A 16,208-nucleotide genomic window follows, 5' to 3' on the forward strand; every position below is an offset into this window, starting at 1 on the left:
TTGTGTTTTCCTGTTTTGCAGCTCAGAAGCATCCCAGGAATATTCGCCGTATCATTTCTTTCCGCTTTATTCTTCAGGATTGATCACAATCTCCACCAAGCGGTTGGTTTTTCAATAATTTCCAATTGTTTATTTCATAGAGAAAGAACCGTTGAAGGGAGAGGCTAAGAGACATGCTTTCTGCTGCAGAAGGAAGAAGGAGCAGGCCGGAGAGGGTAAAGAACTGTAGTATAATAAGGCCATACTACGTAAATAACGAATAAGAGGAAATGGATGGAGGTTTTTAGTGTGAGCAAACCTGTGGAAGAGACAGTTATTAATATACTAAAAGAAGACGTATCTCCATTTATTATTTATTTGTTCGGCTCCAATGCCAAAGGAACGGCGCATAAAGGGAGTGACCTTGACGTTGCGTATGTGAGTGACGTTACGGACCTGGATGAATACAAGGTCTTTATGACCGGACAGAAGCTGGCGTCTGTTCTTAATCAGGAAGTGGACCTCGTAAATTTGAAAAAAGCAAGCACTGTCTTTCAGGCACAGGTTGTGCATACAGGCAAGGTGATCTATTGTGTGGATAAAGATAAAAAGCACCGATTCGAACTTCTCGCTCTTAAAATGTACGCAAAGCTGAATGAAGAGAGAGCCGTAATTCTAAAGGGGGTTAGGGAAAGGGGGACTGTTTATGAGAAGTGATGTGGTGTTAAATAAAATCAGTCTGATTGAGCGGTGCTTAAAACGTATTAAGGAAGAATACGATCAAAAACCGGATAATCTGAAGAATTTCACAAAGCAGGACTCCATTGTGCTTAATCTCCAGAGGGCTTGTGAAGCGAGTATTGACCTGGCCATGCACATGGTTTCGGAAAAGAAATTAGGTCTTCCCCAGACGAGCAGAGACGCTTTTTCCATACTGGAGAAGGATGGTTTTCTTGCTCCTTCATTAAGTAATCAGATGAAGGCAATGGTCGGCTTTAGAAATATTGCCGTCCACGATTATCAGGAACTGAACCTCGTGATCCTCCAAAAAATCCTCGAAAATCACCTGCAGGATTTTCAAAGTTACACAGAATCCATCCTTAAGGCAGATGAAGGGGAGTAAATAGACATACTGAAAAAAGACCCTCTGCGGGGTCTTTTTTTCAGCCGTGAGCAGCCTTCTTTTTTGCCAGAAAGGATAAAGATACGGCAACTGCCGGGACGAGGGGCAGGAGTGTCATCCAGAAAGAGAGACCGCTTAAGTACAGGACGGCCAGTAACGCTGCGTTGCTACTGAAAAAGGCAGTCATTTGTGATTTTTTGATTATCCCACAGACAAACAGGAGTACACCTAAGGCGCCGGTGAGCACGATACCAAAGGTCATTTCTTTTCACCCCATGACGCTGAGAGTTGGGTCGTATCGTCCGCCCGGTATTCATTCTGCAAAATCCCCATATGGATCACGTCATGCCACGCGCCATTTCTGTAAAGCGCCTGGCGCGATACCCCCTCCTGGTAAAAGCCCAGATTATTGTACAGGTTGATCGCCTTCGTGTTGAAGGAATATACCTTCAGGGACAGCCGATGCAGGTTCATTTTAAGGAACGCGTATTCCATCAGGAGGCTTACCGTAGCCCTTTCCCCAGGAACGTTTTTCTCCCAGGTCGATAATGCACTCGGCATTGCGGTTTTTGTAATCAATATTGATAAGAGAGGTCACACCGATCGGGGTGTCCGACTCTTTTTCTACAATAATATAACTCTTGGAACTGGGAGTTCCAAGAATAACAAACTGGATGAAGTCTCTCGTTTCTTCAAGCGTATATGTATCAAGGCTGGGGCTGGTGGAGCGCATCACTTCCAGGTCATTTCGCCAGCTGTGGTAACGTTCTGTATCCTCTAATGTCATTTTTCTCAGTTTTAATCTCGATGATTCCAGGAACACGGGCATCCTCTCCCTTACGGGTATTTGTGGTTAATTTTAACATATTGTAATCAACTTTTTCCCGGGAGGATGAGGGCAGCTGGCTGTTTTTGAGGCTTTGTGTAAAGTTATGCGGATTTTGGGTGGATTTAATGCGGATGAATATGAATATATGCCGGATTTGTGTAAAGATAACCAGATCCTCATCCAAATAACTGGGAAACCCCTGCTATGTGTGAAACCTTTGTTCCGACTCCCTCGTATTCATTACCAGAGGTGAGGATAAATGACGGAATTACGATACTATGATCTTGGAGAAAAAAAGGAGATTTTCCCTGAGCCTGTAAAGTCCGCCGGCTTTATGTTTGTGCCGGCTGAGGGGGACACACTTCTCGTGGATGGCTGGGGCTACATTGTAGGGCAAAGAGAGTTCTCCTATGAACAGAGCATCACAAAAATCACGATATTCTGTTCGAGGGAGCGGAAGAAGCGGAAGTGATAGAATAGTTGTTATCCAAATCTTCCACCTGTGCCGGACTGTAAGTGTCAAAAAATGATGGAGGTTTTATGCGTACACTGTTTGTTGTTTTGTCTCTTTTACATGTGCCGTTTCTGATCAGTTACATAGAGTATTACAACCGTTTCTACGGAGAACTGCCCTTGTCGCTCGGCGGTGCGCCGTTTGTGATTCATATCGGTGTTGCGGTCGTGATCGGCATTGTTTCCGCCAGGGTTTCACTACGCTTGTTTCTAATTGTGAACCTCTCCCTGCTTTTGAGTCATGTCCTTTTGGCCCAGGGGCTGGTTGCCGAGGAGCATGCCTACTGGTTTAAACCGTTTGGCCCGACCTGGACGATTTTTCTCTCAGCTTCCTTTTACTTCGCCGTGCAGGGGCTTGCCCGCTGGGGTGCTCTCGTAACGAAAAAGGGATTGCAGGTATGACGAGATACTATCATTTCGGGGGATTTTACGTGTGCATGATCTGTTTCCTTTTCACCCTTCAGCTTATTTATGCCATGACGAATCACACGTGGACCATCTCCCCGCCGGCGATTGTTCTCTGGCTTTTTGCGGCTGCTTCCCTGGTTCTCGGAATATTTGGCTTCAACTATAAACCCGACCACGTGGCAAAAGTCAGAAACTGGACCACGGTGACCCTTTCTTCCTTATTGTGCATTGTTCTTTTCCTGGGGGTACTCCGGTTTCTTTTCATATCGGAGGAATTAATGAAGACCGAGCATTCGCCCGATGAAAAGTATACGATTAATTTTTACCTCACAAACGGGGGAGCAACGACGGCCTTTGGGGTGATCGGGAAGAATGACGGTCCCCTTTGGTTCAACAAAACCATCTATAACGAATACCGGATGGACAAAGCGGACGTGGAGTGGCTCGATGATCATACCGTTACCATTAACGGCCGCACGCTGGATCTGGAAAAAGGCGAGACGTACCCGGACTCGTGATAAAAAGTCTTTGTGTGAAAGGTGATGTTTAGGATGAAACTGTTTTTTAAAGCAGGCCTGGTGTTCCTCTTTCTCGCCGCTTTCTTAAGCAAGCCGAGGATTGCGAGAGGATGATCACGCCGGTCTTTCGGATTGTTGACGTGGAAAAAGCGCAGGAATTTTATCCGAAAATAACCCAGTCAAAGCTGACTGGGTTATTTTTATTCTATTCAATTGCTTAATTAGTCCTCCTCCGTCATTTACAGCAATACAAGCCCGAGGCCGATAATGATGCCGCTCAGGAAAAGAACGATCACACAAAAGCCCATGATGTCCCGGGCTTTCAGACCGGCAATAGCAAGTGCTGGAAGCGCCCAGAACGGCTGAATCATGTTCGTCCATGCATCTCCCCACGCAACGGCCATCGCTGTTTTCGCAGCGTCGACGCCGAGTTCACCACCGGCTGTAAGCATAATCGGTCCCTGGACTGCCCACTGGCCTCCACCTGAAGGGACGAAGAAGTTTACAATCCCCGCACTCATAAACGCAAACAGAGGAAAAGTGGTCTCGTTGGAAATGCTCACAAACCACTGTGAGACATCTGCCGCAAGCCCTGATGCCACCATCATCCCCATGATGCCTGCGTAGAACGGAAACTGAATAATGATGCCGCCAGCATTTTTAACGGCGCTGGCCACACTGTTCAGGAAATTCTGCGGTGTTCCGTGCAGCAGAATACCGAGGAAGAGAAACAGGAAGTTGACGATATTCAGGTTCAGGTCAAATCCGTTTTGCACCAGGTAATAAATGAGGAAGATAATTCCCAAGATCCCCGTCACAAGAGAAACGAGCCGGCTTCGCTCCAGACGTTTCGCCGGTGTCAGCTCATCGGAACCAAGCAGGTCACCGTCGACCGTCGCGGCTGTTTCGTCGTCTTCCAAAAGTGCCGGATCCACGTTTACCGCTTTTTTCTGATCCATCATCAGCCTGTTGAGAATCGGCACGGTAATAAACAGGGCCGCTACAATAGCAAGGTTAAAGGGGGCAAAGATCGTTTCGGTTGTCGGGATCAGCCCGATCAGATCCTCCGTAAAGTTCCCGCTTGTGGCAACCGTAAGCGGAACAGAACCCGCAAGTCCCCCGTGCCAGACAATAAATCCGCTGTACGCACTGGCGATCAGAAGACGGTAGTCCACGGTAGTGACCTTTTTGGCCAGCTCCTTTGCAAACAGCGCCCCGATCACAAGACCGAAGCCCCAGTTGATCCAGCTTGCCATCAGTGAAACGAGGGTGACGATGACAATCGCCTGGCCGGGAGACTTTGCAAGCCCCGCCAGCTTTTGAAGGATCCGCTTAAAGAACGGACTCGATGCAAGAACATACCCGGTGACGAGGATCAGCACCATCTGCATGGCAAATTCAAGCAGATCCCAGAATCCCCCGCCCCAGTGAGCCACCATATCCATAGGCGTACTCGGTGTCAGAATCAGCCCCAGTCCGAAAACAACGAAGGTCAATACTATCACGAATAAAAACGGGTCCGGAAGATACCGCTGCATCATCCGGGTCGTAAAATTTGTAAGCGCATTCATTTTATGTCACAACCTTTCTGTTAAAAAAATGAGTCCCACGGGTTCCTGCAGGCCTAATCTGCACATGTAAAAATATTGCGAATTTTTACCGCGCAGGTTTACATTAAAGGTCACTCATTCCCCCCTTCTACCTCCTATTCGACAAAAAGAGCGTATCCCCTGCAATAAAAAAAGCACCCGATCTCAAACAGGCCAAAAGTACAAAGTTAAAGGCACGGAAATCTCCGTGCCTTTTTACGTTGATCCTTAAAAACCGGGGAAGTCATCCCTTTTTCTACACCTTAACTTCCGTTCCAATTGTCGGCTCCACGATATCCTTTCTCCTGTAGACATTCAGGGTCAGCCCAAGAATGGCAGAATAAAAGAACAGTATGCTCCCGCCATAGCTTATAAAGGGAAGGGAGACGCCCATAATCGGAGCCACGCCAACCTGATAAACACAAGCAACACGGATGAAGAGGTATTCTGACGGGCTTACGCTACATAATCTTTTGATAGGCTACTTCATTTATCAGGAGGTCATTATGCCCTATCCATTTGCAAGGCCTTACCTCACGACCCGCGGGCTTGTCCCTGAAAATCAGGAAAGTCCGATTCACTTTATCGAACCTGGGATCACATCTGCCCGTTATCATTTCAGAAGAAATCATTTTCCCTATCCCAATCTTTTGTCTTTCAACTACTGGATTCCAATCCGGGGTAACGTGGAAAGACCGATGTGGATTTCTTTAAAGGAATTATACGATCTGCCTTCTGTCACTGTACCTGCCTTATTGGAGTGCGCCGGAAATAAACGCAGCCTGTTTGAGCCGAAAGTCTTTGGCGAGCAGTGGGAAAAAGGAGCAATGAGCCAGGGAAACTGGCGGGGCGTTCAACTGCGGATACTTCTTGAGATGGCAGGCATTCAGGAAGGGTCGGTTGAAGTCGTGGTGGAAGGCTGTGACAGAGGAAAAAGAAATGATTCAGCCCAGGAGGTTTCGTATACGAGAAGCCTCCCCCTGGAAAAAGCGATGCACCCCGACACCCTTGTTGCCTATGCATACAACGACAGACCGATACCTTTTAAACACGGCTTTCCCCTGAGGCTGATCGTACCGGGCTGGTATGGCATGGCCTCCGTAAAATGGATCAAACAAATCGAGGTTTCAGCCAAACCATTTACCGGTCCTTTTCAAACAAAAGATTATGTATATTACCCCGAAAAAGACAGTGACGCAGGTGCCTTCCCGGTCACGGCAATGAATGTGAACAGTTCGATCCTCCATCCCACAGACAGAGATATCCTTTCAAGAGGAATCCATGTTATCGAGGGTATCGCCTGGAGCGGAAGTGAGGAGATAGTAAAAGTTGATATCAGCGTGGATAATGGAACTTCGTGGGCAGAAGCCGAACTTGATAATGACGGTGAGAACGGCTACCACTGGATACGCTGGTCTTACGAATGGGAAGCATCTCATCCCGGCGAATTTACCATTCTGAGTAAATCAACGGACGCATCGGAGCAGGTCCAGCCGTCCAGTCCGTTATGGAACCGCAAAGGATACGGCTATAATGCCGTTGATAAAGTAAAGGTGAAGGTTGAATAAACAAGGGGGCAGGCGGACTTTTCCGTCTGTCCCATATCTATGTACCAGACCCCGTTTACCCTGAAACACAAAAGAAGTGCCTCCCGAGCCCGGGAGACACCTTCAATTAAATCCATTTCCTTTCCATCGCAAAAAAAACGTAGCTGTATTCCCCACCGTGCTTGTCATACAGGCTAATCTCACTCTCAATCATTCCGATCACCTGCTGTGCTCCGGTGTTGTGTTCGTACTTCCTTTTCATCTTCTCCAGACTGGCTTGAAGAGGCTCATAGTATTCCCCGGTCCAATCAGACGCCGGAAGAACAAAGTGCCCTTTCGCCTCGTAGCCGTTCATGGTTATCTGCCCGAGCTTTGTATCCACCGTGGCCATGCCGCTGTAAGAAGTAAGATACCTTTATTTTACCAGAGGGACAGCGTTTCCGTACATTTATGGGTTTGTACTTCCTCTTTATAAGGAAAAGTATTCCATATGGAAAGGGGACTTTCGATGAAGAAAACAGCATTGTTTTTTACCCCGATCCTGTTCCTTGCAGCCTGCGGAGAAGAGACCGAACCGGAGAATCTCAGCCCGGAGGATATCCTGGAACAGGCATTGGCCACCTATGAGAACAAGGGTGACATTTATTACCGTCAGACCCTTGAACGGAGGGAAGAAGTAAACGGTGTAGAAGAAACGGAAATGAGAGAGCTTAGGTTCTGGCAGTTTGAGCAAAGCGACGGTCAGGTGATGGAGAGAAGGGAAATTACGGAGGATAATGAACCGACGGAATACTATGTCACGGACACGGAAAGCGGGGGCGTGCTCTTTTACAGAGAAGGCTCGGATACGGCCAGTATTCATGAAAGGGAAGAGGGACCGATCCATACAAGAAGTGATGACATTCGCCGGATGATGGAGTCGGACAGCGCAGAGCTGGCCGGTGTGGAAGAGGTCAACGGCTTTGAAGCTTACCGCCTCACCTTTTCTGACGAGGAGGAGATCCTCGATTACTGGTTTGAGGTGAACGAGTTTTATATTGTTCGGGAAGAAACCAAGGGAAGTGATCCGTACGTGTTAGCTGAAGTGCTGGAGTTCGACCTGGATCCGGACTATGATGAATCGCTGTTTGACATGGACAGTCTGCTGGGTGAAGATGTGGAGGTTTTTAAATAAAAGATACTAGTTGACGGCTCAGATACAGAAGAGTTATAACCGCGGAAAATCGGGATTCAAACAGAAAAAAACCCGCTCTGTTTTAAGACAGAGCAGTTTTTTTTCCTCACTTAATATACTCTTGCGGCAAGAACAGCGAGCACAGTAATAAATGAAATCTTCATAGCATTTCTTACAATCGTTAAAAAATAGTCCGGATACGGTTGGACGGATGTCGAGTATACCCCCATTGCATCTGGGGTTGTGGAGTAGCGGTCTGTAAATACCAGTAACAGTGCAAATGAAAGTATAAAAGAATAGACAGTCGTTTTTACTGCCAATTTTCCCAATTCACACACTCCATCTGGATCTCTCTTATTTCCACTTCTTAAACAGGTTAAAAAGACTGAACGACGTCTTCTTGTAAACTTTGTTGTAAGCGGCTTTCTTCGGGCTCTTTACCCATCCCATGCCCTTTTTGCCGTAGCCGGGTGAGACTGTGCTCTTCACGGCCCGTTTTGCTCTTCCGGTCGTGCGGGCCTTGAGAGACTTCTTGATACTAGGTTTTCGGATGCCTATTTTCATAAATGACCGCCTCCGAATGAATTGAGTTTATTGTCCAGGCCAGCGTCTTTTCCGGGCCTTGGATTCTATTTACCAGTTTAACATAAATACCCATTTTTATCCTTGTTGGTTGATAGAAGGGAAACGAAGCGTAAAAACACAGCTAAGTGTAAAAAGGCATCGGCTAAGCGTAAAAACCGCACGTCAAAGTGTAAAAAGGCGGCTTCTAAGCGTAAAAACTCCGTGTGAAAGTGTAAAAAGCTACAGCTAAGCGCAAAAAAAACCCCTATAATGTGGTCGATATCCACCCCCCGCCGCCTGCGGACGGGGACGTAACCTTACAGTAAAATCGCCATGGCCGCAAAAAGGGTGCCGAAGCCGATGGAAGCAATGCCGATTTTAATTCTGTTCACAGATTTACGGGCAAGTTTGTGCTGTGTCTCGTTGTCGGTGTCCATGTTTTGATACTGCTTGTTAAGCCAGAAAAACTGCAGTCCGCCCAGTACGAGAAAAGCGAACGATAAAAGGGCCAGCGTGATGCGGGGTTCCAAATGAATCCTCTCCTGTTCAGTAAAAATACTACCTCCCATCCTACCACACGGAAAGGTCTTCTGACAGAGGAGCTCCCCGCAGACAGCCCGCTCAATCCCTGTGAACGCGGATCCAGTCGTTCACCTGGCCCGCTGCACGAGGCGATAGTGAGTAAATCGTATGGGTCTCATCCGTGTTCATAACCGTCCCATGCTCCGTACCCGTCCACAGGAAATAGGCCTCCTCCCCAATCTCCACCTTAAAATGAGGATCATCCATATCCACAACCCCCCTCTGTTTTTTAGCCCCGTTCACCGCCTTCGTGAAGATGGCGATGTCGTCATCATCTGTAACCACCAGGGCGGAATCTTCATTCACATCGCTGAAGCTGTTCATCTCGTAAAGGGTGACTTCAACCACATTGGCAGAGCAGGCAGACAGGAGCAGAGCAAATAAAAGAAACATTGGCTTTTTCAATGAAAACCGCCCCTTTTTCTACAGCTCTTTTTTCAAATAATAGTGCGTAAAGTCCCGGCCCACGCCGTCGATCTTTCCAAACACGCGGTAGCCGTGTTTTTCATAAAAGCCGAGTGCCTGGAAGCTGAGCGTATCCACTTTGATGAAATCACAGCTTCTCTCCAAAGCGATCTGCTCCATTTCCTGCAAAAGCTGCGTCCCGTATCCGGATTTTCGCAGTTCAGTGTCCACAATGAGTGTATCGATCTCCAGCCAGTTCCAGCACACGGCTGCTAAAATCCCGCCCTTTACATTCCCGTATTCGTCTTTAAGCACCAGGTTGATCTGCTCATACCGGTCTCTTAAATCCTTTGGGAAGTGGGCCAGGTTATAGTAAAAAAGCTGATCATTCACATGTTTAATGTCTTCTTTGTCTTCTGTTTTTGTAATGGTTATCTCCATGTTTTTTCTCCTTCAATCCTCATTAATAGACTCCATTTCCATATTTCTCTATTTTTCTTCGGAATTCCTTCAAATTACAAATATTTAACCTTCATGAAGAATTTTGTAGGTTTTAAGTCTTTAGTAGGAAGGGAAAATTTTGAAATTAGTAGAATTATCCAGATGTTTCTATTTCAGTTGTTGCGGGGAGGAGCGTGCTTTTTTATCCGGCTTTGCCAAGTTGAATAATCAGGAGGAAGATGTTGATGAATGGTTGGATGAAAAAGGGTTTATTATTTGTTTTTGTATTTGTGATGATGGGAAGCGTGATCGCCGGTGTACATGCGGAGGGTCTCTCCAATGATGATCTTACCGGGGTGCAGTTTGAGGAAGGCCGGCTAAAAGATGGGATGCAGGATTTAAAGCATACGGCTGTGCTCATTCAGTCACAGACAAATCCATCTGTGATTCATCAGCGGATGACGGATCAGATGGGAAACCTTTATGCAGACCTTCCTGACGGGCAGTACAAATTAAAAGGATTGCATCACGGCAGTCACTGGTATACGACTGAACAGGTATTTACGATCGAGGAAGGCATGATTGGTGATTCAAAAGGGCGTGAGAGCAGCCTTACGAAAAACCATCAGGTGAAAGGCCCCGCTTATAAGGGGAAAAAGAACGTGAACGGCCAGCTGTTGGAGGGCACATCAGGACTTCAGGGAGACCTTCTGATTGGAACGATCTCTGAGACGGAAGAAGAGATTGTGACACTCTCGACGAATAAGAAAGGTCAGTTTTCTGCCTCTCTTGCGGACGGGGAATACTTTATTTTCGGTGTGTCAGTCAATGGCGGGCTTTATAAATATGAGCGAATGCTTACCGTAGAGGGAAACAACCTCTATGTAGACGGGGAAAAGCAGACATCCTTGACGGTGGCAATTCCCGAACGGAGCTACAGCGGTGTAGTAAAAGACAGTAAAACCCCTCTGGAAAAAGCAGGGATCATTATCGAAAGGGTTGGAGCAGGGTACAGTTACGATGAAGAGGACTATGATGAAGACTACGGTTACGATTACGGCTATGAATTTATCGAATTCACGTACACAAACCGTAAAGGTGAATATGACATAAGAGCCCTGGAAGACGGTACTTACAGCCTGAGTGTGTTCCACGATACCTACTATGCGTGGGAAACGTACCTGTTTGACGTAGCAGACGGCGCCCTTTATATTGACGGGGAAGAGGTCTCCCGGTTGGACGTTGCCGTTCCGGATATGACCCTGAAAGGCACACTGTTTGATAATGGGAAAAAGGCCGGACATGGTTACGTGGAGATTGAGAGGCACGAAGAGGACGGACACTGGTACGATTATTTTTCAGTGCCGGTGGATAAAAAGGGAGACTTTTCATACCGCCTGGCCGATGGCAGCTACACGGTAACCTTCGTGGAAGAGCGTTATCGGAGCACCTCTGTTGACCTGCCTTTTGAAATTAAAGACGGAAAGATTATTTATGATGGATCCGTACGTGAAACATTGGACATTCCCCTGCCTCCCATCACGTTTTCCGGCAGGCTTCTTGATGATGGAAAAGCGCTGAACGGGTATGTCAATGTGGAAGGGGAAACAGAGGACGGGGTGTTTTCGTGGTACGGGGGAAAAACAGATAAAAAAGGAGTCTTTTCGTTACGGTTGAAAGACGGATTCTATGAAGTATCGTGGGTGTATCTGCTTGACGAACATGAAGAATTTTATGCCCGGACTTCTTTTGAAATGAAAGACGGACAGCTTTATGTGAACGGGGAAAAACAAAAAATGCTGGATATCGATGTACCGCCGGTCTCTTTGCACGGCATTGTTCTGAATGATGGGGTCCCTGTAGGAGACGGGGAGATTGTCGTTGTATCAGAAGATGGAGATTACGTGTGGAAATGGCTGAACGATGACGGTACCTTCTCTATGCGGTTATCCGACGGAAAGTACAGTGTAAGAGAAGTGTATTTGTTTGAAGACGGCACCTCCGCATTTTTGATGGTACCGTTCGACATTGTGAATGGAAAGACAATCGTCGATGGAAAAGAAACAGACAGACTTGAGATCCATGTTCCGCCGGTATCCGTGACAGGCTACCTTCTTGAAGACGGAGAGTCTGTACCGGGAGAAGTAATGATTACGCCTGTTGATGACGAATATAACTCCATTTGGTCCTATACGAACGAAAACAACATGTTCTCGTTACGTCTGTCCGATGGGGACTTTGAAGTGCAAAACGTGTACCTGGAAGACGGAACATCATTTAGAACCCACCAGCCTTTCTCTGTTAAAGACGGTCAGTTAGTGATCGATGGTGAGCCTGCCGAGCACCTGGAAATAATAGTCCAGCCCGTAACACTCAGTGGATCCGTCTATAAAGGAGATACCCCGGTTCAAGAGGGCTATGTATCGGTGGCTTCTGCGAATGAAGAAGACTGGTACGACAGTTGGATCGAAGGAGGGGCTTACCGCTTCCGGTTGAGCGATGGTGACTACCGAGTCCTTGCGGTGGACAGTTGGGATTCAGGGTATGCTGAGTTTGACCTCGAATTTGAAATTAAAGACGGGAAGCTGTTAGTAGGTGGAAAAGAACGTGACACATTGGACCTGGATTTGAACGAGGGTCAAAAACCGTAATTGATGAAGCACCGCAGGGGTATCGATGCCCCTGGGGTCTTTTTTACAGGGTGTTCCTAAAGATTCATACGAAAACAGTGTTATTAAAAAACTGTTAACTTGTTTTGACTTCCTGATTTAGGGAAATAAGGAGGATAATTGATTCAGTACTACACTCGAATTCATGTGAAATGAAGAATGACATGAAGCAATGGACATGTACTGAAAAATCACTTACATACAGGAGGAGAAGCAGATGAGCGAAGCAGGAACAAAAAACAAACCAACGTGGATGCTGGTAGTGGGGTATATCAATGCCTTAATAGCACTCCTACTCGTCCCGATCCTTTTCGGAGGACTGGGCATTTTATTCGGGTACCTGTATAAAAAACACGACCCTAAACAGGGCAAAACACTTATGATTGTGGCAGGGGCTGCAATTGTTATCGGTGCGCTAATCGGGGGCTTCACCTACATGCTGGACCAGTAATTGAATGTGAATGGCGCATGTGAAACCACATGCGTTTTTATCTGACTATTGCTGATTCTCTTTTTGTTCGATCCTTTTATTCAGATGATCCAGAAGAATACCAGCCCCGGCGATCATGAGAATAACGCTGAGTACATAAGGCACCCATCCCATTATGTCATTTAATACTGTCACAAACTTACCCGGAGGGTCGCCCCAGCCTCCTAAGTGAGGGACGTAGAGAGCAATCGCCACATGCATGAGTCCGAACAACACAAGTCCCGACAGAAACAGGACGTATCCTGACACTAAAATATTCTTATTCACCGCAGTTCCTCCATCATTCTACTTTTTCTCCCTGATTCCAAATCCAATCCCTCCAGGATCCACCAGATAGGCAAGATAAAAATTCTCAAACGTCATTTTCTCTCTTACAACCTGCGCGCCACAGTTCTTTGCTCTGGCCATCGTTTCATCAATCGAATCGACTTCGATTAAAATCCGTGTGCCGTGAGGGTAATCACTTGGACCTTTGCTGATCCCTCCGTGAAGCTCTCCGATTCAGGCTCCTTTTCCTGTTGAGACAGGACGGTACTCCCACACCGGTTCCCCGATCTCCCAGCCAAAAACCTCATTGTAGAAATGCGAAGCCTTCTCCGGATCCTGACAGCTGATCTCAAATCCTATGACTTTTCCCAACTTAATCACTTCTTTCCTGTATAATTAGATATATTTACCACATTTCTCTTCTGGGCTGATAAACCCCTTCTTTTTCCCGCGGAATATTGTCAAAAAAAGCATGGATTTGCAGACACTTACATTATGTGAGTTATTACAATATTATGGAAGTTTTCATAGGGATGAGTACGGAGGCGTCAAAGCTTGGGTTTTAATAATGCGCTTCCGGTATATTTGAAAATGTCAGCGTAGTGCAAAAAGCATAGCATGATTTCGTTTTATATAGAGATTACTCTTATTGGTGTTGAATCTTTTTTCCAAAATTACCGTATAGAAGAAGTAAGATCTCTTTGGGAGGGATTCATTTGAAAAGATTGTTTGCTTTCCTGACGGTAATGTTGCTGACGGGTGTAGTGGCGGGATGTTTAGAAGAAGCCGTACAAGAGGAGTGCTGGGGGAAGGGGAAAGAAACAGAAATCCATCTCAATGAAGATGAGGATACGTATACTCCCCATCCAAAACCTTGCTTTGACCCCAGATTTGAAGAGGAATCAAACGTTAGCGTTACGACGTTTTCATCTGACCAATCATTTCATTATCGTGAAATACTTGAAGAGAATTTTGAAGTAGGAATACAGCTTTCCATCCATCCCTCTGCTACTACAGTGTCAGCCGGCTCCTTTAAGGAAGAAGTGAAGAAAGTAAACGGTCACATGATTTATAAGGCAGTAGATACGGCCGAAAGAAGCGAAGAGGAGAATGATATTGTTTTTTCAGCGAGAGGCAGGTACGACGACATCTTTGATTTTCATATCGCCTTCTGGGATCCTGAGTTCAGATATTCAGAAGACGAGAAAATACAGATGATCGAAGACCTTATCAGCGATATTCACTAAACAATAGCCCTGAACATTGATTAACGTGTTTGGGGTTTCTGACTTAACACAGCCTGATAGGAAAGGACAGATAGTATGGAAATAAACCTACAGGTGAGGAGCGTCACCTTTTCTGCAGAAATCCAGGGAGAAGGCACAGGCACGCCAACAATCGTGCTGGAGGCAGGGTACGGGGAAGACTCAGACACGTGGGAGCCTGTGGTAGACCGCCTTTCCGAGCTGGGAGAGGTGTTCCGGTATGACCGGGCAGGCCTTGGCCGGAGCGGGAAAAGCGAGAACCCGAGAACGAGCCGTGAGATGGTAAAAGAACTGTATGATCTTCTAAAGGCTGCTGGAATAGAGCCTCCCTATATCCTTGTGGGCCATTCCTTTGGGGGAGTGAACGCGCGTCTGTATGCTTCGGTCTATCCGGAAAACGTCTGCGGCCTCGTCCTCGTGGATGCGACACCGGTTGATTACCGAGAACGCTTCCTGCCGGTAGTGGAGGCCACTGAAAAAGTACAAACCAACTTTTTTAATGGCTTTTATTTAAGTGGCAATGGCTCCACTCGGTTGCTCGCCTGTTACGAGAAGCCCACTCATAACAGGCTTTAAAACATGCAACCGTTCCGCTCATTGCTAAGAAGGCACTGAAAAAAGTTAAAGATCGAACTTTTTCAGTGCCTTCGTAATGCCGGAGGAGTTTCAAATAGCATACAAAAAGCAGTTTGTGATCGAAGGAAATTACGAAGAATTTATGGAGAGCCTGAACCAGGTGAAGAAAACAGAAGTCAAATTGGACATTTCCCTGACTGTCCTGGCTGCCGGAAAAAAAGATCATTACTCCGCCGGGGCACAAAAGCTGTGGAACACCCTGCAGCATGAGATGCTCACGATTTCTTCAGACAGCCGGTTCATCATGGCCGAAAACAGCGGCCACTATATCCACCGTGACGAACCGGAAGTGGTGGTCGCGGCGGTCAGAGAAGTGATTCAACGATCGACGGAGGAAAAGAAATGAAGAACCTTAGACTACGGGCTCAGGAGATCTCGAGACACTATAAGAAAAACCCTAAAGTGGAGTCAGTATTACTCGGGGGGTCTGTTGCACGAAACTGGCATGATGAATTTTCGGATATTGAACTATTTGTCCTCTGGAAGGAAGGTCCGACGGATGAAGAGCGGATGGCTCCTGTCAAAGCCGTGGACGGGCAGCTGCTGGACTTCTATCCCTACGAAGATGAAGAATGGTCGGAAACGTATATTACCAAGGGAGTTAAGCTGGAGATCAGCAATTTTTTGACCAAAACGGTATCATCTTTCATCCGGGATGTGACGCTGTCGTTTGATACTGGCCTGGATAAGCAGTGTGTGGTGGCAACGGTTCGGGATGGGATTACACTCAGGGAAGAGGATGGTGTGATTGCGGTCTTGAAAGAAAAAGCAGCGGTTTATCCTCCGGAACTGAGGGAAGCCATGCTCCGGGAAAATAGTGACCTGGGCAGCCGCTGGAATAATCGTGAAGCCCTTCTTTACCGGCAGGACTGGCTTATGCTTTTTAGCGTAATGGTGTCTGTACAGACGAAATTGATGGGCATCTTGTTTGCACTGAACCGGCAGTATGTTCATCACCCTGCATTCAAATGGCAGCACCAAACACTTAGGGGAATGGCCCTGAAGCCTGAGAGGGCAGTGGAGCGGTTTAACTCCGTTCTTCTTGGCAGCCCTGAAGATGCGATAAATGAAATGGAAGCTCTCATTCATGACGTGTATGAACTGGTAAAACAGGAATACATGCATCTGGATTTATCTGGGCGATGTTTATAGGACCAAAGGACGAAGCCGGAGGGTGAAACGTGTATGCCTTTGTCGGCTATTTTATAA

At 46.8% G+C, this 16,208-nt stretch carries 24 protein-coding genes and 1 pseudogene; 13 read left to right on the top strand and 12 right to left on the bottom strand.

Translation table 11 applies throughout. The features are described from left to right. The first annotated feature begins 288 nt into the window (after positions 1 to 288). Together mntA and hepT are read left to right on the top strand one after the other, a co-directional pair. Complete coding sequence (mntA, locus tag JSY36_RS05610; RefSeq protein ID WP_205165608.1) at positions 289 to 696, top strand: type VII toxin-antitoxin system MntA family adenylyltransferase antitoxin; 408 nt, start codon at positions 289 to 291, stop codon at positions 694 to 696. Beyond that, complete coding sequence (gene hepT / locus JSY36_RS05615) at positions 686 to 1,102, top strand: type VII toxin-antitoxin system HepT family RNase toxin (protein WP_205165609.1); 417 nt, start codon at positions 686 to 688, stop codon at positions 1,100 to 1,102. Before mntA ends, hepT begins: the two co-directional genes overlap by 11 nt. A gap of 40 nt (positions 1,103 to 1,142) precedes the next feature. Here hepT and JSY36_RS05620 read toward each other — a convergent pair whose 3' ends face one another. Together JSY36_RS05620 and JSY36_RS05625 are read right to left on the bottom strand one after the other, a co-directional pair. Then, on the bottom strand, positions 1,143 to 1,364 hold the full coding sequence (locus tag JSY36_RS05620) for a hypothetical protein (protein WP_205165610.1): 222 nt from the start codon (positions 1,362 to 1,364) through the stop codon (positions 1,143 to 1,145). Further along, positions 1,361 to 1,931, bottom strand: a pseudogene (locus JSY36_RS05625) (GNAT family N-acetyltransferase). Before JSY36_RS05625 ends, JSY36_RS05620 begins: the two are co-directional and overlap by 4 nt. 259 nt (positions 1,932 to 2,190) lie before the next feature. Between JSY36_RS05625 and JSY36_RS05630 the strand changes: the two are divergent. From JSY36_RS05630 to JSY36_RS05640, 3 genes are all read left to right on the top strand, one after another. Next, the gene (locus JSY36_RS05630; protein WP_205165611.1) at positions 2,191 to 2,403 is read left to right on the top strand and encodes a hypothetical protein; all 213 of its coding nucleotides are present in this window, start codon (positions 2,191 to 2,193) and stop codon (positions 2,401 to 2,403) included. Positions 2,404 to 2,471: 68 nt separating this feature from the next. Continuing rightward, positions 2,472 to 2,846 (top strand): hypothetical protein, encoded by a 375-nt coding sequence (locus tag JSY36_RS05635; RefSeq protein WP_205165612.1) that lies wholly within the window; start codon positions 2,472 to 2,474, stop codon positions 2,844 to 2,846. After that, positions 2,843 to 3,370, top strand: a complete 528-nt coding sequence (locus JSY36_RS05640) for a DUF5412 family protein (protein ID WP_236784571.1) — start codon at positions 2,843 to 2,845, stop codon at positions 3,368 to 3,370. The genes JSY36_RS05635 and JSY36_RS05640 overlap by 4 nt, the downstream gene beginning before the upstream one ends. Before the next feature lie 239 nt (positions 3,371 to 3,609). On the opposite strand, the gene JSY36_RS05645 is transcribed toward JSY36_RS05640, so the two are convergent. Further along, a complete protein-coding gene (locus JSY36_RS05645) occupies positions 3,610 to 4,941 on the bottom strand; it encodes a short-chain fatty acid transporter (RefSeq protein ID WP_205165613.1) in 1,332 nt (443 codons plus the stop codon). Positions 4,942 to 5,215: 274 nt separating this feature from the next. After that, a complete protein-coding gene (locus JSY36_RS05650) occupies positions 5,216 to 5,437 on the bottom strand; it encodes an FtsW/RodA/SpoVE family cell cycle protein (RefSeq protein WP_336511451.1) in 222 nt (73 codons plus the stop codon). A 28-nt stretch (positions 5,438 to 5,465) separates the two neighbouring features. Between JSY36_RS05650 and JSY36_RS05655 the strand changes: the two genes are divergently transcribed. Next, entirely contained in the window at positions 5,466 to 6,527 is a 1,062-nt protein-coding gene (locus JSY36_RS05655; RefSeq protein ID WP_205165614.1) for a sulfite oxidase, read from the top strand. Positions 6,528 to 6,633: 106 nt separating this feature from the next. On the opposite strand, the gene JSY36_RS05660 is transcribed toward JSY36_RS05655, so the two are convergent. Next, positions 6,634 to 6,888, bottom strand: a complete 255-nt coding sequence (locus tag JSY36_RS05660; protein WP_205165615.1) for a hypothetical protein — start codon at positions 6,886 to 6,888, stop codon at positions 6,634 to 6,636. Between the two features lie 126 nt (positions 6,889 to 7,014). Here JSY36_RS05660 and JSY36_RS05665 point away from each other — a divergent pair, with 126 nt between their 5' ends. After that, entirely contained in the window at positions 7,015 to 7,680 is a 666-nt protein-coding gene (locus tag JSY36_RS05665) for a hypothetical protein (protein ID WP_205165616.1), read from the top strand. Between the two features lie 110 nt (positions 7,681 to 7,790). Here JSY36_RS05665 and JSY36_RS05670 read toward each other — a convergent pair whose 3' ends face one another. From JSY36_RS05670 to JSY36_RS05690, 5 genes are all read right to left on the bottom strand, one after another. Further along, positions 7,791 to 8,009: a hypothetical protein gene (locus JSY36_RS05670; protein ID WP_122900974.1), complete on the bottom strand. Its 219-nt coding sequence runs from the start codon at positions 8,007 to 8,009 to the stop codon at positions 7,791 to 7,793. Between the two features lie 25 nt (positions 8,010 to 8,034). After that, positions 8,035 to 8,244 carry a hypothetical protein gene (locus tag JSY36_RS05675; RefSeq protein ID WP_122900976.1) on the bottom strand — a complete coding sequence of 70 codons (210 nt, stop codon included), beginning with the start codon at positions 8,242 to 8,244 and terminating at the stop codon, positions 8,035 to 8,037. 317 nt (positions 8,245 to 8,561) lie between these two features. Further along, entirely contained in the window at positions 8,562 to 8,774 is a 213-nt protein-coding gene (locus JSY36_RS05680) for a hypothetical protein (RefSeq protein WP_122900978.1), read from the bottom strand. A 91-nt stretch (positions 8,775 to 8,865) separates the two neighbouring features. Next, positions 8,866 to 9,231, bottom strand: coding sequence for a YhfM domain-containing protein (locus JSY36_RS05685; protein WP_205165617.1), 366 nt, complete (start codon positions 9,229 to 9,231; stop codon positions 8,866 to 8,868). 18 nt (positions 9,232 to 9,249) lie between these two features. Next, the gene (locus tag JSY36_RS05690; protein ID WP_205165618.1) at positions 9,250 to 9,672 is read right to left on the bottom strand and encodes a GNAT family N-acetyltransferase; all 423 of its coding nucleotides are present in this window, start codon (positions 9,670 to 9,672) and stop codon (positions 9,250 to 9,252) included. Positions 9,673 to 9,917: 245 nt separating this feature from the next. Here JSY36_RS05690 and JSY36_RS05695 point away from each other — a divergent pair, with 245 nt between their 5' ends. Next, positions 9,918 to 12,323: a carboxypeptidase-like regulatory domain-containing protein gene (locus JSY36_RS05695; RefSeq protein WP_205165619.1), complete on the top strand. Its 2,406-nt coding sequence runs from the start codon at positions 9,918 to 9,920 to the stop codon at positions 12,321 to 12,323. A gap of 235 nt (positions 12,324 to 12,558) precedes the next feature. After that, a complete protein-coding gene (locus tag JSY36_RS05700) occupies positions 12,559 to 12,792 on the top strand; it encodes a hypothetical protein (protein WP_205165620.1) in 234 nt (77 codons plus the stop codon). A 45-nt stretch (positions 12,793 to 12,837) separates the two neighbouring features. Here JSY36_RS05700 and JSY36_RS05705 read toward each other — a convergent pair whose 3' ends face one another. After that, a complete protein-coding gene (locus JSY36_RS05705) occupies positions 12,838 to 13,098 on the bottom strand; it encodes a hypothetical protein (RefSeq protein WP_205165621.1) in 261 nt (86 codons plus the stop codon). 234 nt (positions 13,099 to 13,332) lie between these two features. Beyond that, positions 13,333 to 13,470: a VOC family protein gene (locus JSY36_RS20815; RefSeq protein WP_336511448.1), complete on the bottom strand. Its 138-nt coding sequence runs from the start codon at positions 13,468 to 13,470 to the stop codon at positions 13,333 to 13,335. Between the two features lie 344 nt (positions 13,471 to 13,814). Here JSY36_RS20815 and JSY36_RS05715 point away from each other — a divergent pair, with 344 nt between their 5' ends. The 4 genes from JSY36_RS05715 (at position 13,815) to JSY36_RS05730 (ending at position 16,151) form a co-directional block, all read left to right on the top strand. Next, positions 13,815 to 14,345: a hypothetical protein gene (locus JSY36_RS05715; RefSeq protein WP_205165622.1), complete on the top strand. Its 531-nt coding sequence runs from the start codon at positions 13,815 to 13,817 to the stop codon at positions 14,343 to 14,345. Positions 14,346 to 14,420: 75 nt separating this feature from the next. Further along, positions 14,421 to 14,939 carry an alpha/beta fold hydrolase gene (locus JSY36_RS05720; RefSeq protein WP_205165623.1) on the top strand — a complete coding sequence of 173 codons (519 nt, stop codon included), beginning with the start codon at positions 14,421 to 14,423 and terminating at the stop codon, positions 14,937 to 14,939. Between the two features lie 76 nt (positions 14,940 to 15,015). Further along, the gene (locus JSY36_RS05725; protein ID WP_205165624.1) at positions 15,016 to 15,345 is read left to right on the top strand and encodes a hypothetical protein; all 330 of its coding nucleotides are present in this window, start codon (positions 15,016 to 15,018) and stop codon (positions 15,343 to 15,345) included. Continuing rightward, a complete protein-coding gene (locus JSY36_RS05730; RefSeq protein WP_205165625.1) occupies positions 15,342 to 16,151 on the top strand; it encodes a DUF4037 domain-containing protein in 810 nt (269 codons plus the stop codon). The genes JSY36_RS05725 and JSY36_RS05730 overlap by 4 nt, the downstream gene beginning before the upstream one ends. Positions 16,152 to 16,208 lie beyond the last annotated feature (57 nt).

This window comes from Alteribacter salitolerans (genome assembly GCF_016901055.1).
GTDB classification, from domain to species: domain Bacteria; phylum Bacillota; class Bacilli; order Bacillales; family Salisediminibacteriaceae; genus Alteribacter; species Alteribacter keqinensis.